Genomic DNA, 26,190 nt, shown 5'->3' with positions numbered 1-26,190 from the left:
TTTACCGCATTTCAGACAGGCCTGTTTCACGGCTGGAAGCGGCCGCCTTTGATTTGGATGTCGCGCAGTCCGATTCTGCCTGCCAGGCTGTGGTTGCGCAGCGCATGGGTGAGCGCCACGGCCAAGCCGTCGGCAGCGTCAGACTGCGGTGTGCCCGAAAGCCCCAGCATCTGCACAACCATATGCTGCACCTGCTCTTTGGCCGCCTTGCCCTTGCCCACCACCGCCTGCTTCACTTGCAGCGCGGTGTATTCATACACGGGCAGCCCGCGCATGACCAAAGCGGCTACGGCGGCTCCCCTGGCTTGGCCGAGCATCAGGGTGGCCGCAGGGTTCACGTTTACAAATACCTGTTCCACCGCCGCCTGATTGGGGCGGTACACTTCGATGATTTCGTTGAGATGTTCCACAATCACGCCGATGCGCCCGGCCAACTCGTCGTTCGGGATGGTTTTGATGCAGCCGGAAGCCACATAAATGTGTTCGCGGCCGATAACGTCGACAATACCGAAACCTGTGGTGCGGCTGCCGGGGTCAAGGCCGAGAATGCGGACGGGTTGGGTCATGATGAACAATATTTAAATATAGGCAGTTAAAGACATAGTGGAAAAATTCGGTTTCACGGCTGTAACAGCAGCCAGTTAACCGCCGCTCCGCCCGCAACCAACCACACAAAGAGCAAAAAGCCGAGCTTAAACGGCTGCATACCGACCTGCCTGACCGTATTCACACGGGTAGTCAAACCTAAAGCGGCCATAGCGGCTGCCAGCAAAATATCATCCAGATAAACGATACGGCGTATCCACGGCGAAAAATCCGCCGGCAGTAAAGAGTTCAACGCTGCCACGGCAATAAAGCCCACGGCAAACCACGGAACGGTGATATTGCCCCGCACACCGCCCTGCCTGCCGCCTTTTGCCAACGCATAAGACAAAGCCAGCAAAAACGGCGCCAGCAGCATCACCCTGACCATTTTGGCAATCACCGCCATATCGGCTGTTTGCGGGCTGATTGAGCCGCCCACCGCCACGACCTGCGCCACTTCATGCACGGTCGAACCGGTGTAAATTCCGAACTGGGCGGCGTCGAAAGGCAGTATGCTCAGTGAATACACCAATGGATAAAGCAGCATGGAAAGCGAGCCGAACACCACAACAGTCACCACCGCCACGGCCACTTTGTGGGGCTCCGCCTTCAAAACCGATTCCGTTGCCAACACCGCCGCAGCGCCGCAGATGGCGGCTCCCGAACCGATTAAAACCGAAGTATCCCTGTCCATGCCGAACACCCGCCTGCCCAGCCACACCGCAAGCAAAAATGTCGACACCAGCATAACCGCATCAACGGCAAAAGCGCTCCAACCGACCTGCGCCAAATCATGTGCGGTCAGTTTGAAACCGTAAAGCACAATCGCCGTGCGCAAAATCTGCTTTTGGGCAAAACCGGTTCCTTCACGGAAATCCTGCTCCCAGCGCGGATAAATGCTGTTGCCGAGCAGCAAACCGATCACAATCGCCACCAACAAAGGGCTGACCGCTTCTCCCAGCAAGGGCGCCAAAGCCACCGACACGCCGGCCAAAAAACCGCACAACAGCAATCCCTGCCAAAAAGAGGCCTTAAGCCGGAAAAAAGGCATTACCCTGCTCCTTTAAAATGGTTCAGCATCCAAATCGCCCAGTTTGATTAAACTGATAATGGATAATTATAGTGAAAAGGTTATACCGTAAAAACGGTATTTCCGCCAAACCCAAGTATGGCTGATGGCCTGCTGATTAAGTTTATTTACTTCGGATGCCTGTCTGAAAACTTATCGGGTAATTTCAATCGTTTTCAGACAGGCATCCGCCCATTCCGGAAAAAACGGCACGAAACCCCGTAACCCCTGACTTTAAAACCAAAACCCGAATTCAGCTTTTCAACCACATTCTGCCTCTGCTGCTTACTGTCCTCATCAAACCGCCACTATTGCTTTCATTTAACGAACAGTCATGTCGGCAATTGCCGAATTGTTGTTTGCCGGGTTTCATTGTATTTTGACATCCAACTGCATTAGCCCCTTGATGCAGAAATGAAATCAAACCAACTGGAGATACAGCCATGGAGAATAATCAAGCGAAAGCAACCCGATTCGGCAGTTTGAACGATTACGAAAAAGGTTCTATCCAACTGATCAGCGGAGAAGCAAGCAATTATGCTTTTTCCAATATTTTTGAAGTTGCCTCGCAATCCGCCCCCTACGAAAAAAGCGTAGTCGGCATGAATTTGAAATTCGTTATCGAATCATTGAAAGCAGAAGGTACGTCGCCTTGGTTTACCGCCTCGCACGATGAATTCGTGATTGTGATGGACGGCGAAATCCGCGTTGATTATATCAAGCTCGACCAGCCCTTGGTTGACGAAGCCGAAGAAGGCACCCGCTTGGCCGGCGATAACCCGCAAGGCAAAAAAATGGGACACGCCATTCTGAAGCAGGGTCATCAGGCCATTTTGCCCGCCGGCAGCGCCTACCGTTTCGAAGCCGCCAAACCCGGCGTTATCTTAATCCAAACCATCAAAGGCCCGCTGTCGGTCGAAAAATGGCACAGCATCTGCATTCAATAAACCCTCCCGGAAGGAGAAAAAACATGGATAAAAAATTTGAAGAATTTCTGGCTGCCGGCGTGCAGGCAGGCGAACGCGACGAGCTGACCGGCTACCGCACATTCCGCTTGGGTCAATTCACTTTCGAGCGTGACGAATACTTTGCCAAAATCACTTGGAACGTAAAAGGCGAAACCCATTCGCACCTGATGTCGGCAGATGCTTTCCTGCGTGCTTTGATGCGCGATGTGGCTTGGGGCTTTTTCTACGGCTGGGTAAACTTTGACGACGTTATCGGCACCCGCAACCACTACGGCAGCGTAGACCTTTATGCAGGCACATTTAACGGCGTATTGAAAGAAGCCGGTGTGGATTACATCGAAAACTTCGAAACCCCGCTGATTATGGCCACTTTTAAAGCCATCCTGCACGACTGGGTTAACGAAAGCTTCGACCCGTTTGCCGCCCCCGAAGAAACAGGCAGCGCATTCGGACGCAAAGAAGGCAACAACGAAGCGGCCATCGACCGTTACCGTATTGCCACCAAGCGTATGCCCAGCCTGCCCGACGATTCTCCGTTGCGCGACGATCTGCCGGTAAACCGCCAATTCCAAGACGTGGTTCAAGACGAACCCGAAATCCATTGCGAACCCGGCTTTGAAGGCCAATTGGGCGGTTTCAACCTGTTCAAATACCTTTCCCGCTCGGATGTTACTTGGAACCCTTCGGTTACTTCGGTATGTAAAGAAAGCCTCTTCTGCCCGACCACCGAAGAATACATTCTGCCGATTTTCCACGGTAACGACCGCGTAGAGTGGTTTTTACAGCTTTCCGACGAAATCACTTGGGATATCGCCGATAAAAACGACGGCAAACCGATTGCCCGCCTGATTATGAAAGCCGGCGACATTGCGGCCATGCCTGCCAATATCCGCCACCAAGGTTATTCGACCAAACGTTCTATGTTGCTGGTTTGGGAAAACGCTACACCCAACCTGCCGCAAAAATACGAATCAGGCGAATTGCCCCCTTATCCGGTTGCTTTTTAAGCCCGAATCCATCATAGAAAAAGCCGGACGCGAGCGCACCGGCTTTTCCGGATAAGCACCGCACCGCGCCCGGCTTTTAAAAAAGAGCGGCGCTATTCGGTGCAACCCGCCGGAAACGCATGTAAACACACCGGACACAAAACCACTCTTCATTTAAAACAAAGAAAGGCTTGTTAAATGAATACAGAATTATTTATCAACGGCAAATTCGTTCCCGCTCAAAAAGGCGGCACCATTGATGTGCTCAATCCTGCCAACGGCGAATTGATTACCAAAATCGCCGCCGCCGAAGCGGAAGATGTGGACATTGCCGTGGCCGCCGCCAAAAAAGCCTTCCCCGCATGGGCAGCCACACCTGCCGCCGAGCGCGGACGTTTGCTGTTGAAACTGGCCGACCTGATTGAAGAACATGCCGAAGAATTGGCGCAAATCGAATCGCTCGATACAGGCCATCCGATCCGCGATTCGCGCCGTTTGGACGTTCCCCGTACCGCAGCCTGCTTCCGCTACTTCGGCGGCATGGCCGACAAAATCCAAGGCTCGGTTATTCCTGTCGAACAAGGCTTTTTAAACTACGTTGTGCGCGAACCTGTGGGCGTGGTCGGCCAAATCGTACCTTGGAACTTCCCGCTGATGTTTACCTCATGGAAACTCGGCCCGGCCTTGGCTGCGGGCAACACCGTGGTGATGAAACCTTCTGAACTCACCCCGCTCTCCACATTGAAAATTGCCGAACTGATTCAGAAAGCAGGCTTCCCCGACGGCGTGGTCAATATTGTTGCAGGATACGGCAACACCGCCGGACAACGCATTGCCGACCATGAAGACATCGCCAAAGTGGCCTTTACCGGCTCCACCCAAACCGGCCAAAGCATCGTGCGTGCCTCTGCCGGCAACCTGAAACGCCTGCAACTGGAATTGGGCGGAAAAGGTGCCAACATCGTGTTTGAAGATGCTGATATTGATGCTGCCGTTAACGGCTCGGCATGGGCGATTTTCCACAACCAAGGTCAAGCCTGTATCGCCGGTTCCCGCCTGATGCTGCACGAATCCATCGCCGACGAGTTTTTGGAAAAATTCGTGAAATTGGCCGAATCCATCCGCTTGGGCGACCCGCTTAACCCCGAAACCGAAATGGGCCCGCTCACTTCTGAATCGCACCGCAACAAAGTGCTTTCCTATGCGGAAATCGCCACCGAACAGGGCGGTAAAATCCTAACCGGCGGCAAAGCACCCGAAGATGCCGCGTTGAAAAACGGCTACTACGTTTTGCCCACCGTGGTGGAAGCCAAACCTACCGACCGTGTGGCGCAAGAAGAAGTGTTCGGCCCGTTTGTTACTGTGCTGCGCTTCAAAAACGACGAAGAAGCTTTGGAAATCGCCAACGGCACCGAATACGGCTTGGGCAGCGGCTTGTGGACGAAAAACCTGCAACGCGCACATTTGTTTGCCCGTAAGATACGCGCAGGCATGTGCTGGATCAACAGCTACAAACGCGTTAACCCCGGCAGCCCCTTCGGCGGCGTAGGCAAATCGGGATACGGTCGCGAAATGGGCTTCGAAGCCATTCACGACTATACCGAAGCCAAATCGGTGTGGGTGAATGTAGATGCGCAAATTCCGCCGCACTTCGACAGACGCAAGTAAGCAGGCAAAGCGTTCGGGCGGCAAGTCTAATCCCTTTCAGGTAGCCGCCCGCCGCACTTGCCTCATATCCACACTGCCTCCAAGAGCAGGATCACACTTCACTTACCCGCCGCTTATGCCTGTCTGAACCGGCGCGACACAACTTAATCGATTAAGTGAAGCGATTTAGCTGCATATCATGAATACAAAGGAATTGTTATGAACCGTTTCCATTACCAAGCCTTGCCGCTGGATGTGTATTTCGGCAAAGGACGCATCAGCGAACTGCGCGGCATATTAGACCGCTACGGCTACCGTAATGTGCTGGTGATGACCACGCCCGACCAAAAAAGCGCCGGTGAAAAACTGGCCGGAACATTGGGCGACATTGCCGCCGGTGTTTACCCCCATGCCGTGATGCACGTTCCGGTGGAAGTGGCTCAAAAAGCCTCGGCCTATGTGCGCGAACACCAAATCGACTGCTGTATCGCGCTGGGCGGCGGTTCCACCATCGGCTTGGCCAAAGCCGTGGCTTTGGAGCTGGGCGTACCCATAGTGGCCGTGCCGACCACTTACGCAGGCAGCGAAATGACCACGGTTTACGGCCTCACCGACAACGGCCGCAAAACCACCGGCAAAGATATCCGCGTTTTGCCCAAAGCCGTGATTTACGACCCCGAGCTGACCTTTACCCTGCCTGCCGCCATATCTGCCGCATCGGGCATGAATGCGATGGCTCACGCGGTTGAAGCCCTTTATGCGGAAAACAAAAACCCGATTATCAGCATGATGGCCGAAGAATCGGTGCGTTCTTTGAAAAACGCGCTTCCTAAAATCGTTCAAAACCCTCAAGACGAAACGGCGCGAGAACAGGCGTTTTACGGCGCATGGCTGGCGGGCATCTGTTTGGGTTCGGTCGGCATGGCGGTACACCACAAAATCTGCCATACCTTAGGCGGCACGTTCAATCTGCCCCACGCCCAAGCCCATGCCATCATGCTGCCTTATTCGGTGCATTACAACCGCTCAGCCGACGATGAAGCAATGGCTCGTCTGGCTTCGGCTTTGGATATCGCCGACCCGCAAGCATGCGGTTCCGAACTTTACCGCCTCAACCAGTCTTTAGGCATTCCGATGGCCCTGAAAGACATCGGCTTTCCCGAACACGGAGCCGAAGAAGTTGCCCGTATCGTGTGCGACAGCCCCTATTACAACCCGCGCCCGTATGTTTACGACGAGCTGCTCGACTTATTGAAAAAAGCCCATGAAGGTCGGCCGCCCGCCTGAATACTGTTTTCAGACGGCCTCCACCCTGCCCGAGGCACGCTTTCGGCGGCTTGGGCATCCCTTCGGCCTACTAATAAAATAAACAAAACAATAAGCTACCAAGGAGGAACGCATGAATCTGACCGAACAGGTTATCCGCAGTTTTCAAAACATCGAAAACGAGCGGCACCGTTTTCTCATTACCACTTTCATCAAAAAACTGCACGAATATGTGCGCGAAACCGAACCGAGCGAACAGGAATGGGAGCAGGCCATCCGCTTCTTAACCGAAACCGGCAAACTCTGCCACGAACAGCGTCAGGAATACATTTTGCTGTCGGACGTATTGGGCGTGTCGATGCTGATCGATCAGATTCTGCACGAAAAAAACGAAGTGCAAACGCCTTCCACCGTGTTCGGCCCGTTCTTTATCGACAATATGCCGATAAGGCCGTTCGGCAGCAGCATCATTTCCGATGATGCGGCGGCTCCGCCTTTATTGGTGCGCGGCAAAATCACCGACATCGAAGGCAATCCGGTTGCGGGCGCGCGCATCGATGTTTGGCAAACCGCCGAAAACGGCATGTATTCCGGCCAAGACCCGCACCAAAGCACCGACAACCTCCGCGGCGTGTTTCTCAGCCAAGAAGACGGCAGCTATGCCTTCCAAACCATTTTGCCGGTAAGTTACCCGATTCCCGACGACGGCACGGTGGGCAAGCTGATGGCTTATGCCAAGCGCAGCGTTTGGCGGCCGGCGCACATCCATTTCAAAATCGAGGCCGACGGTTTTCAAGGCTTGGTTACCCACCTGTTTCTCGAAGGCGACGAATATCTGCAAAACGATGCCGTGTTCGGCGTGAAAGACCGCCTGATTGTGCGTTACAGCGAAGAAAAAGCCGACGACACCAGCCGCGAACGCTACGGCCTGAACACAGATTACCGGCTGATTGAATACGATTTCATCCTAACGGGAGACGAGAGCCGTGAGCGATAAAACCTTTCTCTGCCGCCAGACCGAGCTGGACGAAAACGGCGGGGTGTTCAAAGTACCCCACCCCGTTGAACAGAACATCACCATCGTGTTGATCAGGAAAGACGGGCGCTGCTTTGCCTACCGCAACGTGTGCCCGCATTTTTCCATCCAGCTCGACAATGCCCAAGGCCGTTTTTTCACTTACCAAAACCGCTACATCATGTGCGCGCACCATTCGGCCATGTTCGATATCGAAACCGGCCTGTGTGTAGACGGCCCCTGTAAAAACCATTCGTTGATACAGGAAAGCGTATCGGAAGACGAGCAAGCCGTTTATCTTTCCCACGGCCAAACCTAAAACTCACCGTTAACTATTTGAATTTTTATCTTTATTTACAGTCATACCATTTTAGGTCATATCCGGGGCAAACCCGGCCATGACGCACACGCTATAACTGAATCAACACGTTTTCCATACCCGAAGTTAACCCGTTTCAAGCATCAAACAAACGCATTCAACCGCACAAAACCACAAAACATCATAAACAATAAACAAATAAAAAATAACTTTTTCAGACGGCCTGTTTTTCACAGAGGAGAAACAACATGAACATCAAACCCATCATTTTGGCCTTATCCGTGCCGGCCATGCTGTGCACATCTGCGGCCACAGCCAAACCTGCCGCCCAACAGCCGCCCAACGTGCTGGTTATCGTGGCAGACGATTTGGGCTTTTCCGACACCGAACCTTTCGGCGGCGAAATTTCCACGCCCAACATCAACCGTCTCGCCAAAGAAGGCGCGGTATTAAACAATTTCTACACCGGCCCCACCTGTTCGGTAACCCGCTCGATGCTGCTCACCGGCAACGACCACCATCAGGCGGGTTTCGGCACGATGGCCGAATATCTCCAGCCCGAGCAAAAAGGCAAGCCCGGTTATGAAGGCCGTCTGAACGGCAGAGTGATGACGGTTGCCGAAATTCTGAAAAACCACGGTTATGCTTCGTTTGTTACCGGAAAATGGCATTTGGGCGCAACCGACGACAGCCACCCCAAAGCGCGCGGCTTCGACCGTTCGTTCACCCTGATGCCGGGCGGGGCGGCACATATGGATGCCAGCCAGATGTTCCCCGGCAATTACAAAGCCCGTTATTTTGAAGACGGCAAAGAAACCGTGCTGCCCGCCGACTTCACATTCTCAAGCGATTTCTTTACCGACAGGATGATTTCCTACCTGAAAAACGACCGCAAACGCGGCCAGCCGTTCTTCGGTTATCTCGCGTTTACCGCACCGCATTGGCCGTTACAGGCACCTGATGCGTTTTTGGAGAAATACCGCAACCATTACCGCGAAGGATACGATGCGGTACGCAAACAGCGTCTTGCACGCATGATTGAAAAAGGCGTGATGCCGCCCGGAACCCAGATCAACAATCCGCTGGAAGGCGTGTTTTCGTCTTGGAACCGCCTCACCGAAGCGCAGCGTCAGGAACAAACCAAAGCCATGCAGATTTACGCGGCGATGGTAGATAACCTCGACCACAACATCGGCCGCGTTGTCGATTATCTCAACACCACGGGAGAACTCGACAACACTCTGATTCTGTTTATGTCGGACAACGGCGCCGAATCGGCCACGCCCGAATCGCTCGGCACCACCGAAGACAAAAACGGCATCAGGGAATGGGTGGACAGCACTTTCGACAACAGCATGGCCAACATGGGCAAAAAAGGTTCGTATGTTACATTAGGGCCGCAATGGGCGCAGGTTGCCTCCACACCGCTGCCTTATTTCAAGAGCATTTTGTCTGACGGCGGCATCCATGTGCCGGCCGTTATCCGCTATCCCGGCAAGATCAAGGCCGGGCAGATTCAAAGCGAAACCCTGCACGTTATCGACTTCGTGCCCACGGTGTTGGAGCTGACCGGAGCCAAACGCCCCGCCTCGTATCAAGGCAACAAGCTGCTGTCCATGGAAGGCCGCTCGTTCCTGCCCGTGTTCGCCGGCAAGAAGCTGCCCGAACGCTCTTTGGGCTGGGAGTTCAACAACCGCAAAGCACTCTACCGCGGCGATTGGGCGGCACTGCACCAAACCCCGCCTTACGGCACCGGCAAATGGGCGTTGTACAACCGTAAAACCGACCCGTCGTTCCGCACCGACCTCTCCGCGCGCCATCCGCAAAAAACGCGCGAGCTGGCGGGCGAATGGAACCGCTATGCCCGCCGCGTAGGCGTGGTGGAAGCACCCGTGCGCTACAAATACGGCCAAATGAACTGCTTCTACACCGAATGTATCCAACCCGACTTCCTGAAAAAATCGGGCGGTTAACCTGATACGCTGTCAGGCCGTCTGAAAACACCGCCTAAAGTGTGCCGTCACGCTTTTCAAGCCTTTTACCCGGCGGCAGCCAAAACACACGGCTGCCGCTTTCAGGCAGGCATTTGCTTTTCAGACGGCCTCAACCGCTGCTTTTTGCCGCGATACGAATAAGGAGCCGCCATGCCGTACACTCTGCACACCCGTTTCACCCTTTGCCTTGCTGCCGCCCTAACCGCAGCCTGTTCGCCCGACACCCCCAAAACCGCACAGAATGCGCCTGCTTCGGATAAAGCTGCTGCCGCAAATACCGCTGCCGATAAAGCCGGTTTGGGCAACGCCGATGCCTGTCTGAACTATTCCGGCCTGCCCGAAAAATGGCAGCAAGACCCCTATGCCGGTATGGTCAAAATCAAAGGCGGCAGTTTCGACATCGGCAGCGAAGACCATTATCCCGAAGAATTTGCACTCAAAAACCGCCGCAGAACCGTCGGTGATTTCTGGATAGACCGCACCGAAGTAACCAACGCCCAATTCCAAAGTTTTGTAGAGGCCACCGGCTACGTTACCGAAGCCGAACAGCAGGGCGAAGCCGTAGTGTTCATCCAACCCACCCAGGCCGTGGCCGAGCTGGGCTGGTGGCGGCTGGTAAAAGGTGCCAGCTGGAAACAGCCGTGGGGGCCTGACGCACAACGCAGCATCCGCCCCAACGAACCCGTGCGCATGATCACGCTGAAAGATGCCCAAACCTACGCCGCATGGGTCGGGCGCGAGCTACCCACCGAAGAGCAATGGGAATACGCCGCCAAAGGCTTCAGTAAAGAACGCGACATCAGCACCGACCGCGAGCGTATCGACGCCAACACTTGGCACGGCGAATTTCCCTACCAAAACCTCGGTAAAGACGGCCATGCCGATGCCGCTCCCGTCGGCTGCTACCCTGCCAACGGCTTCGGCCTGTTCGACACCATCGGCAACGTATGGGAATACACGCGTACGCCTTTTTCGGGCAACCACGACGACCATATGGGCATCGGCCAGCTTCATTCCGGCCACATGCAGCATTCGTTCAACAGCTACACCATCAAAGGCGGCTCGTTTCTATGCGCCGAAAACTACTGCATGCGCTACCGTGCCGCCGCCCGCCATCCGCAAGAAAAAGACTTAGCCATCAGCCATGTCGGTTTCCGCACGGTCAAAGCCGTCCGTTAACCGCCAAAGGCCGTCTGAAATGAAAGAGTTTGAAATAAATTTTGAAACAAAGATACGGCAAATAAGCTTATTTTGGATACAGGGCAGCAAGCCGCAGACACCATAGTGGCTCAACTTAAAAATAGTACGTTCGTCATACTCGGGCTTGACCCGAGTATCTCCTAAAGTTAGCGGAACTCAAGATACTCGGGGCAAGCCCGAGTATGACGGAAACACTAATAAAATTAAGTGTTTTAACTATAGCAAGGCGCAGCAACACCGTAGCAGAAATAAAGTTTATTTGCCTTATGCGCCCCGTCGCAACACGCCTCAACAGCGCAGGAGAGAAACCATGATTGCCAATTTCTTAAGCAAAATAATGCAGCGTTACCTGCCCGATTCGTTTTTACTCGCCATCATACTGACCGCTTTGATTGTGGTAGCGGGCGTTACCGCAGGCGGCCACAGCCTTTTTGACATGGCCGACTACTGGGGCAAAGGTTTTTCCAAGCTTTTCACTTTCGGCATGCAGATGGTGCTGGTGCTGCTTTTGGGATACATATTGGCATTAACACCGGCGGTAAACCGTTTTTTAGACAAGCTCACCGATGCCGCCAAAACGCCCCGGCAGGCACTGATGCTCACCGGTACGGTATCGTTTGCCGCATGTTATCTGAACTGGGGTTTCGGCTTGGTAGTCGGCGCGATGGTAGCCAAAGAAATGGGCAGAAAAGTGCAGGGGCTGCATTTTCCGCTGGTGGTGGCGGCGGCATACAGCGCAGAAATCATACGCGGCCCCTCTTCGGCCATTCCGCTGGTGGTGGCGACACCCAAACACTTCTTACACGAAACACTCGGCGTGATACCGGTGTCGCAAACCCTGTATTCTTCATGGAATCTGCTTATTTCCGCCGGCATTTTGGTTTTGCTGCTGTTGATGTATGCTTTCGTGTCGCCGCCCAAACAGCCTGTTTCGGTAACGCAGGCGCACCAAGAAACACCTGAAAAAAACCAAGCGGCGCAACACGCCGGCCCACTCTTCTTTTCGGAAAAACTGGAACAGCGCTATCTGTTTAACCTGCTGCTGGCCGTGCTGCCTTTGCTGTTTGCAGGCAAACATTTCGCCGAAAAAGGTTTCGACGTTAATCTGAATATTGTGATCATGCTGTTTTTGGCGGCATCATTGCTGCTCCACCGCTCGCCCGCCGCTTTTCTTAATGCGGCGAAAACCGCCATATCTTCCACTCAGGGCATTATCGTCCAATTTCCGCTCTATGCCGGCATTGCGGGCATGATGACCGATTCGGGTTTGGTCAACCTGATGGCGCAATGGTTCGTATCGGTATCCGATGCCGCCAACTTTCCGGTGATGACCTTCTTGTCGGCAGGTTTGGTCAACATTTTTATTCCTTCCGGAGGCGGCCAATGGGCGATACAGGGGCCGGTAGTGGTGGAAGCGGCCAAAGCATTGGGAGCCGATTTGCCCCAAACCATTATGGCGTTTGCGTGGGGCGATGCTTGGACCAACCAGATCCAACCTTTTTGGGCTTTGCCGCTGCTGGGCGTGGCCGGCCTGTCGGCACGCGACATCATGGGCTATTGCGTGATGTGGCTGGTGTTGTCGGGGCTGTGGATTATGGGCGTATTCGCCGTTATGTCCTTTATTTTGTGAAGCCCTGAGAAACAGCACATGCCTGTCTGAAAAATATTCAGACAGGCTTAGATTCGAATTTCAAGTGCAACACTCAGGCAGTAGAGGTTGGAACAGATTCAAGAATAAAACACTTGGCGTTTCATAGCCAAGTGTTTTTCTTGGCCGGTGGTTCAGCTCATCTTGAACCCTGCGTATCTCCCGATGGCTGATGTTGCGGAAATCGGTTTGTTTCGGGAAATATTGGCGGATGAGTCCGTTGGTATTTTCATTCAGCCCTTTCTCCCAAGAACGGTAGGGGCGGCAAAAATAGGTTTCCGCCTCCAATGCTTGGGCTATTCGGATGTGTCGGTAGAATTCTTTGCCGTTATCCATGGTGATGGTGTGTACCCTGTTTTTATGCGCCTTCAATACCCTGATGACTGCGCGGGCGGTGTCTTTGGCTTTGAAGTTCTTCAACTTGCAGATGATGGTGTAGCGGGTAACCCGCTCGACCAAGGTCAGTAATGCGCTTTTCTGATCTTTGCCGACGACGGTGTCGGCTTCCCAATCGCCGATGCGGGATTTTTCGTCGACGATGGCGGGTCGGTTTTCAATGCCTGTGCGGTCGGGTACTTTGCCTCTGCTCCATGTACTGCCGTAGCGTTTACGGTAGGATTTGCAGGCTATTCTGAGATGCTGCCACAAAGTGCCGCCGTTGCTTTTGTCTTGACGCAGATAGCGGTAAACGGTGCTGTGGTGGAGCGTGATTCGGTGGTGCTTGTACAGATAGGCGCACACTTGCTCGGGGCTGAGTTTGCGGCGGATGAGGGTAGCGATGTGTTGGATCAGCTGCGAATGGAGCTTATAGGGCTTTCTTTTGCGCTGCTTGGTAAGCCGGCTTTGCTGTTGGGCTTTTTCGGCACTGTATTGCTGCCCTTGTGGGCAGTGCCGTTTGATTTCGCGGCTGATGGTGCTTTTATGGCGGTTAAGCCGTTTGGCGATTTCGGTGACGGTGTGGTGGCGGGATAGGTATCGGATGCGGTATCGTTCGTCTTGGGTCAGTTGTGTGTAGCTCATGGCAATCTTTCTTGCAGGAAAGGCCGTATGCTACCGCATACTGGCCTTTTTCTGTTATGGAAAGTTGCACTTCAAATCCGAATCCGCCAGGCATAAGTTTTATTGGTCTTTTAAAACCAAAACAGGTAGAATTCCCACATGTTGTTTTGTCACGAAACAGCTGCCAAAACCAAAAAATTTATCGAAAACAACCACAACAGGAACACGAAATGGAACACAAATTACCAGAATTGCCCTACGCATTGGATGCCTTAGAGCCGCACTTATCCAAAGAAACTTTGGAATATCACTACGGCAAACACCACCAAACCTACATCACCAACCTTAACAACCAAATTAAAGGCACAGAATTTGAAAACGTTTCATTGGAAGACATCGTAAAAAAATCTTCCGGCGGCGTATTCAACAATGCAGCCCAAACGTGGAACCATACTTTCTACTGGCTGGGCTTTACCCCCAAAGGCCAAGGAAAACCTTCTGGCGAATTGGCCGCAGCAATCGACGCCAAATGGAGCAGCTTTGAAAAATTCCAAGAAGCTTTTAACGCTTGCGCAGCCGGAACATTCGGTTCAGGTTGGGCGTGGTTGGTTAAAACCCCGAACGGGGAATTGGATTTGGTTTCTACTTCCAATGCAGCCACTCCTTTAACTACCGACAACACTCCGCTGCTAACTTGCGACGTATGGGAACATGCCTACTATATCGACTACCGCAACAGCCGCCCGAACTACCTGAAAGGTTTTTGGGAAATCGTAAACTGGGATGAAGTAGCCAAACGCTTTGCTGCTTAATCAAACTAATGGTAAAACATCCGCCGGAATGTTGCATTACATTCCGGCGGATGTTTATTATTGCTCATGGGGCTTTGGAAGCAAAATCACCAAATATATAGCCAAGTGTTTTTCTTGGCCTATGGTTCAGTTCATCTTGAACCCTGCGTATCTCCCGATGGCTGATGTTGCGGAAATCGGTTTGTTTGGGGAAATATTGGCGGATGAGTCCGTTGGTATTTTCATTCAGCCCTTTCTCCCAAGAATGGTAGGGGCGGCAAAAATAGGTTTCCGCCTCCAATGCTTGGGCTATTCGGATGTGTCGGTAGAATTCTTTGCCGTTATCCATGGTAATGGTATGGACTCTGGCTTTATGCGCCTTCAATACCTTGATGACGGCGTTGGCAGTGTCTTTGGCTTTGAAGTTCTTCAACTTGCAGATGATGGTGTAGCGGGTAACCCGCTCGACCAAGGTCAGTAATGCGCTTTTCTAATTCGGTGACGGTGTGGTGGCGGGATAGGTATTGGATGTGGTATCGTTCGTCTTGGGTCAGTTGTGTGTAGTTCATATGCAATCTTTCTTGCAGGAAAGGCCGTATGCTACCGCATACCGGCCTTTTTCTGTTATGGAAAGTTGCACTTCAAATTTGAATCCGCCGTTTGAAGAAACGGTTTGGCAAAAACCTGCCAAACCGTTAATTTATCGATGCGGGTCTATAAATCATTTCAACGCACCGGTTTTAAGAGGAGGAACACATGGACAAACTGCAATGTATGGAGGCCTTTGTGCGCGTAGCACAAAGCGGGAGTTTCATTCAGGCGGCCGAACAGCTGGGCGTAGCGCGTTCGGTCATCAGCACGCGCATCCAGCAGCTGGAAAAATTTGTCGACGCGCCGCTATTCCACCGCAACACCCGCTCCGTGCGCCTGTCTGACATCGGCGAAAAGTATTACGACGAATGCGTTGATCTGTTAAACCGCTTCGATACTTTGGTTGATGCCATGGCAATGGCCAAAAACGATTTGAAAGGCAAACTGCGTATCCATTTAGTCCCCGGTTTCGGTTTGGGTTATTTCAGCAAAAAGCTGTTTCTGTTTACTCAAACCTATACCGATATCGAACTGGATTTGGTGATGAGCGATAAAGTGGTCGATCCGGTATCGTGCGGCTTTGATGTGGCCTTTCAGATTTTTCCGCCCAAAGGCGAAAGCCTGATTGATCGCAAAATTTTCTATGTCAACCGCGTATTTTGTGCTTCCCCCGATTTCATCGCCCGTAATGGAGAGCCGAAAACGCCCGACGATCTTGCACGTTTCGAACTGGGCTATTACTCGGGCTATCCCGAACGCAACCGCATCAAATTTTTTAACGGAGATTCACTACAGGAAGTGTCGGTTTCTGCACGCATCAATTCTTCTTCCATCCACCTGCTGCACGACTTCGCTTTAACCGGCGGCGGCATTGTCTGCCTGCCGACCATCGTGGCGAAAGAAAGCCTGCTCGAAGGCAGGCTGGTATCGGTGCTGACCGATTATCCCGTTCCGGCTTACAGCTTGCGGGCCGTGTTTCCGCCCAATTCCAAAAACATCAAAAAAGTCAGACATATGATTGATTTTTTATCGGAACACATCCGCAAGCAGCCCCAATGGGACGAACAACTGATTGCCAAAGGCTGCTTGTCGCCCCTAGTCGCATCGCTCAATGAGCACCGCAATGCCTTGCCCGACACCGATACACATCGAGCACACCGCATAACGCCCGCCTGAAACTTCCAGCTGGTTAAGTGCAGTTGCCAACAAGCGCGTGCCCGAAGCACCCAAAGGATGGCCGATGGCTATGGCACCGCCGTTAGGGTTGACGCGCGGGTCATCGTCGGCCAAACCCAAATCGCGGGTACACGCCAAAGCTTGGGCGGCAAACGCTTCGTTCAGCTCGATCACATCAATATCGGCCAAATCCACGCCTGTTTTGGCCAGCAGTTTTTTAATTGCCGGTGCGGGGGCGAAACCCATAATCCTCGGCTCGATGCCCACCGTTACACCGGCAATCAAACGGCCGCGCGGCTTCAGCCCGTAGGCTTCCACCGCTTTGGCAGAAGCCAGCAAAACGGCAGACGAGCCGTCGTTAATGCCCGAAGCATTGCCTGCCGTTACCGTGCCGCCCTCAAACACCACCGGCTTGAGTTTTGCCAAGCCTTCCGCATTGGTATCCGGGCGCGGATGCTCGTCTTGATTCACCACAATGCTGCCGCCTTTACGTTGCGGGATTTCCACCGGCACGATTTCGCGCTCGAAAAAACCGCGCTGCTGCGCCGCCGCCGCCTTGTGCTGGCTGGCAAGGGCAAAACGGTCTTGATCTTCCCTGTTGATACCGAATTGCTCCGCCACATTCTCAGCGGTTTGCGGCATGGTATCCACGCCGTATTGCGCCTTCATAGCCGGATTGACAAAACGCCAACCCATCGTGGTATCTTCGATTTTTTGATTTCTGCCGAAAGCCTGCTCCGATTTGCCCATCACATAAGGCGAGCGCGACATATTTTCCACGCCGCCCGCAATCAATAAATCGGCATCGCCGGTTTGAATCGCACGGCCTGCCGTAAGCACCGCATCCAAAGACGAACCGCACAAACGGTTGATGGTGGTTGCCGGCACGGAAGGCGGCATGCCTGCCAGCAAAGCAGACATTCTGGCCACGTTGCGGTTGTCTTCTCCCGCCTGATTGGCACAGCCGTAAATCAAGTCGTCGGCTTTTGCCCAATCTACTTGAGGATGGCGCTGCATCAACGCTTTAATCGGCACGGCGCCCAAATCATCGGTGCGCACCGCAGCAAGGCCGCCGCCGTAGCGTCCGAAAGGCGTGCGCACGGCATCAATAATATAAACGTCGTTCAGTTTCATTTCTTTGCTCCTGCTGTGGCGTCGATTAAGGGGGCATCGGTCAGTTTTTGCAGTTCTTCAAAGTCTAGGCCGTCAACTTTTTCAATCACGCGCAAGCCCTCTCCGTCTAAATCGATAACGCATAAATCGGTGTAGATGCGGTTAACGCAATGCAGGCCGGTTGCCGGATAAGTGAGGTTTTGCACAATTTTCGGCTCGCCCTGCTTGCTTGTATGCTCCATCGTTACCCACACTTTTTTGGCACCGACGGCCAAGTCCATTGCACCGCCTACCGCCGGAATGGCATCGGGCGCACCGGTGTGCCAGTTGGCCAAATCTCCATTGGCCGAAACTTGAAACGCACCCAATACGCAAATATCGAGATGGCCGCCGCGCATCATGGCGAAAGAGTCGCCGTGGTGGAAGTAGCATCCGCCGGTTTGCAGCGTAACGTATTCTTTACCGGCATTAATCAAATCGGGGTCTTCTTCGCCGGGAGCGGGCGGCGGGCCGAATGCCAGCAGGCCGTTTTCGGAATGCAGAAAGATTTCTTTGTCTTCGGGCAGATAAGCCGCAATTTTGGTCGGCAACCCGATGCCGAGATTAACATAAGCACCGTCGGGAATATCGGCGGCAACGCGCATGGCGATTTGTTCACGGTTGAGTTTTTGGTAGTTCACCGCTGCTCTCCTTATCAAATTTTAACGACGTGCCGGACAAAAATTCCCGGTGTGATGATGTGTTCGGGATCCAAAGCGCCCAATTCAACGATTTCCGACACTTCGGCAATGGTTACATCGGCCGCCGCCGCCATAATCGGGCCGAAATTACGCGCCGATTTACGGTAAACCAAATTGCCCCAGCGGTCGCCTTTGAAGGCTTTAATCAACGCAAAATCCGCTTTGATGGGATACTCGAGCACATAATCTTTGCCGTCGATATGGCGGGTTTCTTTGCCTTCCGCCAACAGCGTACCGTAGCCGGTAGGCGTAAACACCGCGCCCAACCCCATGCCCGCCGCCTGAATGCGGCAGGCAAGGTTGCCTTGCGGCACCAGTTCCAGCTCGATTTTTCCGGCGCGGTAAAGTTCGTCGAAAACCCACGAATCGGATTGTCGCGGAAAAGAGCAGATGATTTTGCGCACCGCACCGGTTTTCAGCAGTTTGGCCAAACCGTAATCGCCATTGCCTGCATTGTTGTTGATGATGACCAAATCTTTCGCTCCCGTTTCAATCAGGCCGTCGATCAATCCGGCAGGCTGCCCTGCCGTACCGAAACCGCCGATCATAATACGGGCGCCGTCTGAAATTTGAGCCAGCACATCCTCCAGAGAACGGGTTGTTTTGTCTATCATGGTGGTTTGCCTTGTTGAAAATAAATCTAATCCTTACCGTAAGGTAGAGTCCGTCATTATTCTATTCTGTTTGAACCCAACTGTAGTCATGCTGCGGGCAAATACAATGTTTTGGAATTTAGAACAATAAAACGCACAAATTAGAATTAAGATGCAACGGCAGCAAAATAATCAACAACGCAAACCGAACAGGAGAAAGATTGATGAACACAGAACAAAATTGGCAGGAAGCCGTCCGCGCCGCCGAACAACAAAGAGCCGATTGCCTGATCAACCAACGTTACGAAGAATTTGCCGCCATGTGCAGGCCTAACCTCTGTTATGTGCATACCAGCGGCACCGTAGACGATTTGGATGCTTTAATGGACAAGCTGCATTCCGGCTTTTACGTTTACCAAACCATTCATTACCCCATTCACGAAATCCGGCATCTGGGCACGGCCATTTTGGTGCGCGCCGATTTCCAAGCCGATATATTGGTGGACGGGCAGCCCAGAAAGCTCAACAACCGCGCCGTATCGGTTTGGGAAATCGAAAACGGCGAGCTGAAACTGGCTTTCTATCAAGCCACGCCCATAGCCAAATAAGCTATTTCAAAATGATAACGGCACAATAATGCCTGTCTGAAAATCCTCCTTTCAGACAGGCATTCGGCTTCATTACCACCCGTATTTCACATTAATCCCCAAGCCTGCAATCCCGCCCGTTGCCGGACATATTGCGACATACAAGCCAAATGCGGCATAAAATGCCTCACACAAATTTACAACCTATATTAAAATGCACACTCAAATATAGTGAATTAGCTTTAGCTCATGGTTATTTAAGAGAGAATTTTCAACATGGATAATTTTTCGGAATGCATTAATCAAGGCCAGCACAATGTATATGCACTTGATCTGATTCAATGCAGTGTAAACATAGGCAACGATTATGTGTGGACATGGCTGGTGTTTATTTTGGTTGCCGTCGGTTTGTTTTTCACGCTTGCCACAGGCTTCGTGCAGGTGCGCCTGCTGGCGCGCAGCATCAAGGAAATGCTGGGCAGCCGCAGCGAAGGCGACGATTCCCACGGCCACGGCATCACGCCGTTCCAAGCCTTTGCCACCGGCCTTGCCAGCCGCGTGGGCACAGGCAATATCGCCGGTGTGGCCATTGCAATTTCACTGGGCGGGCCGGGTGCCGTGCTGTGGATGTGGCTGACTGCGCTTTTGGGCATGAGTTCCGCCTTTGCCGAATCTTCGCTGGCGCAGCTGTTTAAAATCCGCGACCACGGCAACAACCAGTTCCGCGGCGGCCCTGCTTATTACATTACGCGCGGCATGGGTCAAAAATGGCTGGGCATTCTGTTTGCCCTCAGCCTGATTCTCTGCTTCGGCTTCGTGTTTAACGCCATTCAGGCCAACACGATTATCGAATCCGTTAAATCCGCTTCCGGCTGCGCTGCCGGCAATGCCGATTGCGAAAGCGCTTGGCATTCCTACAAGCATATTTTGGGCGTGGGCTTGGTGATTCTGACCGCGCCGATTATTTTCGGCGGCATCCGCCGCGTTTCGCGCATTGCCGAAGCATTGGTGCCGTTAATGGCTTCCGCCTATCTTTTGATGGCGCTGTTTGTCGTGGTAACCAATATCTCGGAAGTGCCCGCCATGTTCAGCATGATTATCGACAGCGCGTTTAACTTCCAATCTGCCGCAGGCGGCTTTGCCGGCAGCGCGGTTGCCGCCGCCATGCAGCAAGGCATCAAACGCGGCCTGTTTTCCAATGAGGCCGGGATGGGTTCCGCACCGAACGCCGCCGCTGCCGCCGATGTGAAACATCCCGTTTCGCAAGGCATGATTCAGATGTTGGGTGTGTTCGTAGACACGATTATCGTGTGTTCGTGCACCGCATTTGTGATTTTGCTCTCCGATGTGCCTAATGCGGCAAACCTTACCGGCAGCCAGCTCACACAAGCCGCGCTGGAAAGCCAGATCGGCGTGTTCGGCCAGTATTTCCTGGCGGTGGTGCTGTTTATGTTCTGCTATTCTTCGATTATCGGCAACTACGCCTATGCGGAATCCAACATGCAGTTTATTAAAAACGACCGCCTTACCCTTGCATTGTTCCGCATGGCCGTGTTGGCGTTTGTTTACTTCGGCTCGGTGGTAAAAGTGGGGTTGGTATGGGATATGGGCGACTTATCCATGGGCATCATGGCTTTCATCAACCTGGTTGCCATCATGATACTTTCCCCGCTGGTGTTTATGCTGCTGCGCGACTACCAGCGCAAATTGCGCATGGGTAAAGAGCCGGTGTTCAAGCTTTCCGAGCATCCTACCCTGAAGCGTAAAATCAAATCGGATGTTTGGTAACTCTGCATTGCAAACCATGCAGTAAACAATGCCTGTCTGAAACTTTCAGACAGGCATTGTTTGTTTTCAAACAACCCGCCATGATTGTTTATTTCATATCATAACAAACCTGCTTTCCAAACCGTCCGACTAGCTTTAACACAAAGTTTGCATTATTTTCAGGTATCAATTGGAAGGTAAAACAGACATTCGCAAAAGAAAAACCACATCTTCCACAAAAATATTTAATACATTATCAATCTAATCCCGCCCAGAATCAGACTTTGCGCACAGCCCATCAAAATTAATGATGGACGGCATCAGAATAAATAATTTTACTAATGCTGCCAGTGAAACTACATTTGCCTACACAAGAAAAAAACATACAAAAGGAGCATCTAAAAATGAGTATCCACTCTGCCGGCCTGCGGTTCCGCGAGGCTGTTCAAGAATCCAATCCTTTGGCCGTTGTCGGCTGTATCAACGCCTATTTTGCCCGTCTTGCCACCCAAAGCGGCTTTAAAGCCATTTACCTTTCCGGCGGCGGTGTGGCGGCCTGCTCTTGCGGCATCCCCGACTTGGGCATTACCACCATGGAAGACGTGCTGATTGATGCACGGCGCATTACCGATAATGTCGATACCCCGTTGCTGGTCGATATCGATGTGGGCTGGGGCGGCGCATTCAATATCGCCCGTACCATCCGCAATTTCGAGCGTGCAGGCGTGGCCGCCGTGCATATCGAAGACCAAGTGGCACAAAAACGCTGCGGACACCGCCCGAACAAAGCCATTGTGCCGCAAAGCGAAATGGTAGACCGCATCAAAGCGGCGGTAGATGCCCGCGTAGACGAAAACTTCGTCATCATGGCACGCACCGATGCTTTGGCCGTTGAAGGCTTGGATGCGGCGATTGAGCGTGCCCAAGCGTGCGTAGAGGCCGGCGCCGATATGATTTTCCCCGAAGCGATGACCGAACTGGGTATGTATAAAAAGTTTGCCGAAGCCGTAAAAGTGCCGGTGTTGGCCAACATTACCGAATTCGGTGCCACGCCGCTTTATACACAAAAAGAGCTGGCAGAAAACGGCGTGAAGCTGGTGCTGTATCCGCTTTCCACCTTCCGTGCCGCCAGCAAAGCCGCGCTGAATGTGTACGAAGCGATTATGCGCGACGGCACACAGGCCAATGTGGTCGATACCATGCAGACCCGCGCCGAGCTTTATGAATATCTCAACTATCACGATTTCGAGCAGAAGCTGGATAAGCTGTTCAGCTCGAACAGTTAAAGCCTGAATGCGGTAACAGGCCGTCTGAAAATGCTCGTCTGAAAACGCCGCAGCCAAACCAACTGCCGGCAGAAAGGTTCGCCGTGGATATTTACTGCCTGTTGTTTGAAGATTACGAAACGCTCGATTTGATGGGGCCGGTTGAGTTTTTATACCGTATTCCCGAAGCGCGGCTGCATTATGTTTCTTTTAGCGGCGGTATGGTAAAGAGCAGGCAGGGCTTTCGGCTTGAAACCCGCCCGCTTTCTGAGCTTGAGCCTTGCAGCCTTCTACTGGTGCCGGGCGGGCAGGGAACGCGGCAGTTGGTTGGAAACAAAGCGTTTCTAACCGCTTTAGCAGCATGGGCGGCGCAGGCGCAAACCTGTTTGGCGGTGTGTACCGGCTCTGCGCTGCTGGCGGCTGCCGGGTGTTTAAATGCTCTTCGCGCCACTTCCAATAAAAAGGCGTTTGAGTGGGTGAAAAGCGTATCGCCCGAAGTGGATTGGCAGCCTGTTGCTCGCTGGGTGAAAGACGGCAAGTTTTATACTTCTTCGGGCGTGTCGGCCGGCATGGACATGGCTTTGGGCTTTATTGCCGATGCTTACGGCACCGCGCTTGCCGAAGAAACCGCCCTGCATACCGAATATGTGTGGCAGCGCAATCCGGAGGTAGACCTGTTTGCGGCACACTACGGTTACTGATTGTGCAGCAAGCATTTGCAACAAGTATTTATTTAAAAACGCAAGCCCTGTTTTCAGACGGCAGCAGGCTTGAGCGTGCATACAGGCCGTCTGAAAACAACATTTAATCTACACAGGAGAACCCCTAATGACTACCGAAAAAACACCGGCAGCCCCGAAACCCAAAAAATCCGTTGCCCTTTCAGGCGTACCCGCAGGCAACACCGCTTTATGTACCGTAGGCCGCAGCGGCAACGATTTGAGCTACCGCGGCTACGACATTCTCGATTTGGCCAAACACTGCGAATTTGAAGAAGTGGCACACCTGCTGATTCACGGCCACCTGCCCAACAAATTCGAGCTGTCTGCCTATAAGAAAAAACTCAAGTCCCTGCGCGGTTTGCCCATCCGCGTGATTCAAGTGTTGGAAAGCCTGCCCGCGCACACCCACCCGATGGATGTCTTGCGCACCGGCGTTTCTATGCTCGGCTGCGTACATCCCGAACGCGAAAGCCAACCGGCCAGCGAAGCACGCGATATTGCCGACAAATTGATCGCCAGCCTCGGCAGCATGCTGCTTTACTGGTATCAATATTCGCACAACGGCAAGCGCATTAAGGTTGAAAGCAAAGAAGACAGCATCGGCGGCCATTTCCTGCACATGCTGCACGGCAAGCGTCCCACCAAGTCGCAAATCAAAGCCATGCACATTTCGCTGATTCTGTATGCGGAGCATGAATTCAACGCTTCCACCTTCACTTCGCGCGTGATTGCCGGCACAGGCTCCGACATTTATTCCTGCATCACCGGTGCCATCGGCGCATTGAAAGGCCCGAAACACGGCGGTGCCAACGAAGTAGCTTACGACATTCAAAAACGCTACCGCAATGCCAATGAAGCCGAAGCCGACATCCGCGAGCGCATCGGCCGCAAAGAAATCGTTATCGGTTTCGGCCACCCCGTTTATACCGTGTCCGACCCGCGCAACGTCGTGATTAAAGAAGTGGCGCGCGAATTGAGCGAAGAAGCGGGCGATATGCGTTTGTTCGACGTTGCCGAGCGTTTGGAAACCCTGATGTGGAACGAGAAAAAAATGTTCCCGAACTTAGACTGGTTCTCTGCCGTTTCCTATCAAAAACTGGGCGTGCCCACCGCCATGTTCACGCCTCTGTTTGTGATTTCGCGCACCACCGGCTGGTCTGCCCATGTGCTCGAGCAACGCCAAGACGGCAAAATCATCCGCCCGAGCGCCAACTACACCGGCCCCGATGATTTGGCTTTCGTGCCGATGGAAGAACGCTAAACCGAATCAAGGTACGGCCGGCGCAAGCCTACCGTACCTTTTTTGATGGTTCAGACAGGCATAAGGCCGTCTGAAAAACTTTTCCCTAAAAACCCAATATAATGCCGGTACTGCTTGACAAACGAAAGAGTACGACACCGCATGAAAACGATTAAATCCAACAACTGTTTGAACACTTTAGCCGGCGTGACGGCCTGTATTGCCCTAGCCGCCTGCTCCGAAACCGGAAATGCCGCGCCCGGCCAGCCTGCCGCCGCACCCGGACAAATCGGGCATTTACGGCTGGCCGACAATCTCGACCGCCCGCAAGACGGCTATTGTTTGGACATTTTGGGTTCGGGGCAGCATATCCGCTTCGATATGCCGATGACCGCACACAACTGCAAACCCGGCTTATATCAAGACGAAGCCGTGGTAATGGAAAAAGACGGCAAGATACATTTTCCCGCTTACGGCGTATGTGCAACCGTGGCCGGCATCAACAATACCGTGCTGGCAGGTGCGGCGGTGATGCCGAGATTATGCGGCGAACGCAGCCCGTTTCTCGAATCGCAGCATTTGCAGCATTTCGTACACCGTTCAGACGGCCGCATCGAGCTGGCCGGATCGGGTTTGTGCCTGACCGTGGGCGCGGAATCGGCCTCTACCTTTGATGCCACCCACCGTTGGCGCGCTTTGTTTATGCAGAAGTGTGAAAAAGCACCGCTGCCGTTGTCGAAATGGCGTTTCAGCGTGCCGAAAACGCATTAGCCGCATGCCGGTATCGCCGCACGGCAAACCGAACCGTCGGCACAATAAGCGGGCATTGTTGTCGCAGCAGATGTGGTTTGTGCCCCTCAACGTGCCGCCGCAATGCCGGCTGATAACACGCCTTAAGAAAGGTTGTTCATGAACCTGAAAGATTATCTGCTGATATTGCTGGTGATTGGTATATGGGGCGTGAATTTCCTGTTTATGAAGTTTGCCCTCAACGAAATACCGCCGATGGTATTGGGTATGCTGCGTTTTTTCTGCGTGGTGTTTCCCGCAGTATTTTTACTCAAACGCCCGCCCGTGCCGTGGCATTTGTTGGCGGCCTACGGTTTAACCATCAGCTTCGGTCAATTCGGCCTGATGTTTACCGCTTTGGATTGGGGGCTGCCTACCGGCTTGGCGGCGTTAATGCTGCAAGTGCAGGTGTTTTTTACCGTGTTGATTGCCGGAATCGTGCTGCGCGAGCCGGTGCTGGCGCATCATTTGCTGGGCATGTTTACCGCCGCTGTCGGGCTGGTTTTTATCGGTATCGGCCATTATCAAGGCCAGCTGCCGATTACGGCCATGCTACCGGTGTTCGGTGCGGCAGCTTCTTGGGCATGCGGCAATATTATTGTGAAACGTATCGGCTCTGTGAACGCTTTGTCGCTGGTTGTGTGGGGCGGTATTCCAGCATTTTGCGCATTTACGCTGGCTTCGCTGCTGCTGTACGGCACCGACGGTTTGGCACAACATGTGTCCAACCTGACTTGGAAAGGCATTGTCGGCATTCTGTTTTTGGCTTATGTGGCGAGCTTGGTCGGCTATACCGGCTGGGGCGCGTTGCTGGCCAAGCATCCGGCCGGCAGGGTAACGCCGTTTGCTTTATTGGTGCCGGTGATTGCTTTGTTGGCAGGCTATCTCGTTTTAAACGAACGCTTGGCAGCATGGCATTGGCTGGGCATTGTCGTGGTAATGGGCGGCCTGACGCTGCATATTTTCGGCAGCAAATGGCGCAGGGCAGTGCCTGATATTTAAATGATATATGGCCGTCTGAAAAAGCTTTCAGGCAGGCATACCAATATCGAATCAATCGGTTATCAATTATGATTATCGGCTTTCAGACGGCCTGATGCCGTCTGAAAAAACACACTAA

At 53.0% G+C, this 26,190-nt stretch carries 24 protein-coding genes and 1 pseudogene; 18 read left to right on the top strand and 7 right to left on the bottom strand.

Annotation, left to right across the window (positions count from 1 at the left end; all coding sequences use genetic code 11):
* Positions 1–26: 26 nt before the first annotated feature.
* Together ruvC and EL143_RS03850 are read right to left on the bottom strand one after the other, a co-directional pair.
* The gene (gene ruvC / locus EL143_RS03855; RefSeq protein ID WP_085417228.1) at positions 27–566 is read right to left on the bottom strand and encodes a crossover junction endodeoxyribonuclease RuvC; all 540 of its coding nucleotides are present in this window, start codon (positions 564–566) and stop codon (positions 27–29) included.
* 53 nt (positions 567–619) lie between these two features.
* Positions 620–1,636: a YeiH family protein gene (locus tag EL143_RS03850; RefSeq protein ID WP_085417227.1), complete on the bottom strand. Its 1,017-nt coding sequence runs from the start codon at positions 1,634–1,636 to the stop codon at positions 620–622.
* Positions 1,637–2,097: 461 nt separating this feature from the next.
* On the opposite strand from EL143_RS03850, the gene EL143_RS03845 reads away from it, so the two are divergent.
* The 9 genes from EL143_RS03845 (at position 2,098) to EL143_RS03805 (ending at position 12,679) form a co-directional block, all read left to right on the top strand.
* Positions 2,098–2,601, top strand: a complete 504-nt coding sequence (locus EL143_RS03845) for a cupin domain-containing protein (RefSeq protein ID WP_054598613.1) — start codon at positions 2,098–2,100, stop codon at positions 2,599–2,601.
* 23 nt (positions 2,602–2,624) lie between these two features.
* Positions 2,625–3,629: a hydroxyquinol 1,2-dioxygenase gene (locus EL143_RS03840; protein WP_085417226.1), complete on the top strand. Its 1,005-nt coding sequence runs from the start codon at positions 2,625–2,627 to the stop codon at positions 3,627–3,629.
* Between the two features lie 177 nt (positions 3,630–3,806).
* On the top strand, positions 3,807–5,276 hold the full coding sequence (locus tag EL143_RS03835) for an aldehyde dehydrogenase family protein (RefSeq protein ID WP_085356895.1): 1,470 nt from the start codon (positions 3,807–3,809) through the stop codon (positions 5,274–5,276).
* 198 nt (positions 5,277–5,474) lie between these two features.
* Positions 5,475–6,542 (top strand): maleylacetate reductase, encoded by a 1,068-nt coding sequence (locus tag EL143_RS03830; protein ID WP_085417225.1) that lies wholly within the window; start codon positions 5,475–5,477, stop codon positions 6,540–6,542.
* A gap of 112 nt (positions 6,543–6,654) precedes the next feature.
* On the top strand, positions 6,655–7,518 hold the full coding sequence (locus EL143_RS03825) for a dioxygenase family protein (protein WP_054598609.1): 864 nt from the start codon (positions 6,655–6,657) through the stop codon (positions 7,516–7,518).
* Positions 7,508–7,855, top strand: coding sequence for a Rieske (2Fe-2S) protein (locus EL143_RS03820; RefSeq protein WP_054598608.1), 348 nt, complete (start codon positions 7,508–7,510; stop codon positions 7,853–7,855). Before EL143_RS03825 ends, EL143_RS03820 begins: the two co-directional genes overlap by 11 nt.
* Positions 7,856–8,103: 248 nt before the next feature.
* Positions 8,104–9,828 (top strand): arylsulfatase, encoded by a 1,725-nt coding sequence (locus EL143_RS03815; RefSeq protein ID WP_085417224.1) that lies wholly within the window; start codon positions 8,104–8,106, stop codon positions 9,826–9,828.
* Between the two features lie 171 nt (positions 9,829–9,999).
* Positions 10,000–11,028, top strand: coding sequence for a formylglycine-generating enzyme family protein (locus EL143_RS03810; RefSeq protein WP_085417223.1), 1,029 nt, complete (start codon positions 10,000–10,002; stop codon positions 11,026–11,028).
* Between the two features lie 331 nt (positions 11,029–11,359).
* The gene (locus tag EL143_RS03805; RefSeq protein ID WP_085417222.1) at positions 11,360–12,679 is read left to right on the top strand and encodes a short-chain fatty acid transporter; all 1,320 of its coding nucleotides are present in this window, start codon (positions 11,360–11,362) and stop codon (positions 12,677–12,679) included.
* 60 nt (positions 12,680–12,739) lie between these two features.
* Here the strand turns inward: EL143_RS03805 and EL143_RS03800 are convergent, their stop codons facing one another.
* Positions 12,740–13,717: an IS30 family transposase gene (locus EL143_RS03800; RefSeq protein ID WP_126326559.1), complete on the bottom strand. Its 978-nt coding sequence runs from the start codon at positions 13,715–13,717 to the stop codon at positions 12,740–12,742.
* Between the two features lie 209 nt (positions 13,718–13,926).
* Between EL143_RS03800 and EL143_RS03795 the strand changes: the two genes are divergently transcribed.
* A complete protein-coding gene (locus tag EL143_RS03795) occupies positions 13,927–14,508 on the top strand; it encodes a superoxide dismutase (protein WP_085417220.1) in 582 nt (193 codons plus the stop codon).
* A 64-nt stretch (positions 14,509–14,572) separates the two neighbouring features.
* Here EL143_RS03795 and EL143_RS03790 read toward each other — a convergent pair.
* Positions 14,573–14,977: pseudogene (locus EL143_RS03790) on the bottom strand (IS30 family transposase); the annotation flags it as partial.
* 266 nt (positions 14,978–15,243) lie between these two features.
* Between EL143_RS03790 and EL143_RS03785 the strand changes: the two are divergent.
* Positions 15,244–16,254 carry a LysR family transcriptional regulator gene (locus EL143_RS03785; protein WP_085417219.1) on the top strand — a complete coding sequence of 337 codons (1,011 nt, stop codon included), beginning with the start codon at positions 15,244–15,246 and terminating at the stop codon, positions 16,252–16,254.
* Here EL143_RS03785 and pcaF read toward each other — a convergent pair.
* From pcaF to EL143_RS03770, 3 genes are read right to left on the bottom strand one after another with little or no spacing between them, the layout of a single operon-like run.
* Positions 16,174–17,388 (bottom strand): 3-oxoadipyl-CoA thiolase, encoded by a 1,215-nt coding sequence (gene pcaF, locus EL143_RS03780; protein WP_126326558.1) that lies wholly within the window; start codon positions 17,386–17,388, stop codon positions 16,174–16,176. The two genes, EL143_RS03785 and pcaF, sit on opposite strands and share 81 nt — an antisense overlap.
* Positions 17,385–18,047: a 3-oxoacid CoA-transferase subunit B gene (locus tag EL143_RS03775; protein WP_085356537.1), complete on the bottom strand. Its 663-nt coding sequence runs from the start codon at positions 18,045–18,047 to the stop codon at positions 17,385–17,387. The genes pcaF and EL143_RS03775 overlap by 4 nt, the downstream gene beginning before the upstream one ends.
* Before the next feature lie 14 nt (positions 18,048–18,061).
* Positions 18,062–18,721, bottom strand: a complete 660-nt coding sequence (locus tag EL143_RS03770; RefSeq protein ID WP_054599750.1) for a 3-oxoacid CoA-transferase subunit A — start codon at positions 18,719–18,721, stop codon at positions 18,062–18,064.
* A gap of 203 nt (positions 18,722–18,924) precedes the next feature.
* Between EL143_RS03770 and EL143_RS03765 the strand changes: the two genes are divergently transcribed.
* The 7 genes from EL143_RS03765 to EL143_RS03735 all read left to right on the top strand — a co-directional run bounded on the left by EL143_RS03765 (position 18,925) and on the right by EL143_RS03735 (position 26,072).
* Complete coding sequence (locus tag EL143_RS03765; protein WP_085417218.1) at positions 18,925–19,308, top strand: nuclear transport factor 2 family protein; 384 nt, start codon at positions 18,925–18,927, stop codon at positions 19,306–19,308.
* A 255-nt stretch (positions 19,309–19,563) separates the two neighbouring features.
* Complete coding sequence (locus tag EL143_RS03760; protein WP_085417217.1) at positions 19,564–21,075, top strand: alanine/glycine:cation symporter family protein; 1,512 nt, start codon at positions 19,564–19,566, stop codon at positions 21,073–21,075.
* Between the two features lie 383 nt (positions 21,076–21,458).
* On the top strand, positions 21,459–22,340 hold the full coding sequence (prpB, locus tag EL143_RS03755; RefSeq protein ID WP_085417216.1) for a methylisocitrate lyase: 882 nt from the start codon (positions 21,459–21,461) through the stop codon (positions 22,338–22,340).
* An 83-nt stretch (positions 22,341–22,423) separates the two neighbouring features.
* The gene (locus EL143_RS03750) at positions 22,424–23,020 is read left to right on the top strand and encodes a DJ-1/PfpI family protein (protein WP_085417215.1); all 597 of its coding nucleotides are present in this window, start codon (positions 22,424–22,426) and stop codon (positions 23,018–23,020) included.
* Positions 23,021–23,147: 127 nt separating this feature from the next.
* A complete protein-coding gene (prpC, locus tag EL143_RS03745) occupies positions 23,148–24,302 on the top strand; it encodes a bifunctional 2-methylcitrate synthase/citrate synthase (protein WP_085417214.1) in 1,155 nt (384 codons plus the stop codon).
* A 141-nt stretch (positions 24,303–24,443) separates the two neighbouring features.
* Entirely contained in the window at positions 24,444–25,052 is a 609-nt protein-coding gene (locus tag EL143_RS03740; RefSeq protein WP_085417213.1) for an RICIN domain-containing protein, read from the top strand.
* Between the two features lie 138 nt (positions 25,053–25,190).
* On the top strand, positions 25,191–26,072 hold the full coding sequence (locus EL143_RS03735; protein WP_085417212.1) for an EamA family transporter: 882 nt from the start codon (positions 25,191–25,193) through the stop codon (positions 26,070–26,072).
* Positions 26,073–26,190: the final 118 nt, after the last annotated feature.

The sequence above is a fragment of the Neisseria canis genome (assembly GCF_900636765.1).
Taxonomy (GTDB): Bacteria; Pseudomonadota; Gammaproteobacteria; order Burkholderiales; family Neisseriaceae; genus Neisseria; species Neisseria canis.
The sequence above is the reverse complement of the archived record's forward strand: the minus strand, read 5'-3'. Positions and strand labels throughout refer to the sequence as shown.

Excerpts from the sequence above, each read along its gene's own strand:
- ruvC (WP_085417228.1), bottom strand. The coding sequence starts at position 566 with ATGACCCAACCCGTCCGCATTCTCGGCCTTGACCCCGGCAGCCGCACC.
- EL143_RS03850 (WP_085417227.1), bottom strand. The coding sequence starts at position 1,636 with ATGCCTTTTTTCCGGCTTAAGGCCTCTTTTTGGCAGGGATTGCTGTTG.
- EL143_RS03845 (WP_054598613.1), top strand. The coding sequence starts at position 2,098 with ATGGAGAATAATCAAGCGAAAGCAACCCGATTCGGCAGTTTGAACGAT.
- EL143_RS03840 (WP_085417226.1), top strand. The coding sequence starts at position 2,625 with ATGGATAAAAAATTTGAAGAATTTCTGGCTGCCGGCGTGCAGGCAGGC.
- EL143_RS03835 (WP_085356895.1), top strand. The coding sequence starts at position 3,807 with ATGAATACAGAATTATTTATCAACGGCAAATTCGTTCCCGCTCAAAAA.
- EL143_RS03830 (WP_085417225.1), top strand. The coding sequence starts at position 5,475 with ATGAACCGTTTCCATTACCAAGCCTTGCCGCTGGATGTGTATTTCGGC.
- EL143_RS03825 (WP_054598609.1), top strand. The coding sequence starts at position 6,655 with ATGAATCTGACCGAACAGGTTATCCGCAGTTTTCAAAACATCGAAAAC.
- EL143_RS03815 (WP_085417224.1), top strand. The coding sequence starts at position 8,104 with ATGAACATCAAACCCATCATTTTGGCCTTATCCGTGCCGGCCATGCTG.
- EL143_RS03810 (WP_085417223.1), top strand. The coding sequence starts at position 10,000 with ATGCCGTACACTCTGCACACCCGTTTCACCCTTTGCCTTGCTGCCGCC.
- EL143_RS03805 (WP_085417222.1), top strand. The coding sequence starts at position 11,360 with ATGATTGCCAATTTCTTAAGCAAAATAATGCAGCGTTACCTGCCCGAT.
- EL143_RS03800 (WP_126326559.1), bottom strand. The coding sequence starts at position 13,717 with ATGAGCTACACACAACTGACCCAAGACGAACGATACCGCATCCGATAC.
- EL143_RS03795 (WP_085417220.1), top strand. The coding sequence starts at position 13,927 with ATGGAACACAAATTACCAGAATTGCCCTACGCATTGGATGCCTTAGAG.
- EL143_RS03785 (WP_085417219.1), top strand. The coding sequence starts at position 15,244 with ATGGACAAACTGCAATGTATGGAGGCCTTTGTGCGCGTAGCACAAAGC.
- pcaF (WP_126326558.1), bottom strand. The coding sequence starts at position 17,388 with ATGAAACTGAACGACGTTTATATTATTGATGCCGTGCGCACGCCTTTC.
- EL143_RS03770 (WP_054599750.1), bottom strand. The coding sequence starts at position 18,721 with ATGATAGACAAAACAACCCGTTCTCTGGAGGATGTGCTGGCTCAAATT.
- EL143_RS03765 (WP_085417218.1), top strand. The coding sequence starts at position 18,925 with ATGAACACAGAACAAAATTGGCAGGAAGCCGTCCGCGCCGCCGAACAA.
- EL143_RS03760 (WP_085417217.1), top strand. The coding sequence starts at position 19,564 with ATGGATAATTTTTCGGAATGCATTAATCAAGGCCAGCACAATGTATAT.
- prpB (WP_085417216.1), top strand. The coding sequence starts at position 21,459 with ATGAGTATCCACTCTGCCGGCCTGCGGTTCCGCGAGGCTGTTCAAGAA.
- prpC (WP_085417214.1), top strand. The coding sequence starts at position 23,148 with ATGACTACCGAAAAAACACCGGCAGCCCCGAAACCCAAAAAATCCGTT.
- EL143_RS03740 (WP_085417213.1), top strand. The coding sequence starts at position 24,444 with ATGAAAACGATTAAATCCAACAACTGTTTGAACACTTTAGCCGGCGTG.
- EL143_RS03735 (WP_085417212.1), top strand. The coding sequence starts at position 25,191 with ATGAACCTGAAAGATTATCTGCTGATATTGCTGGTGATTGGTATATGG.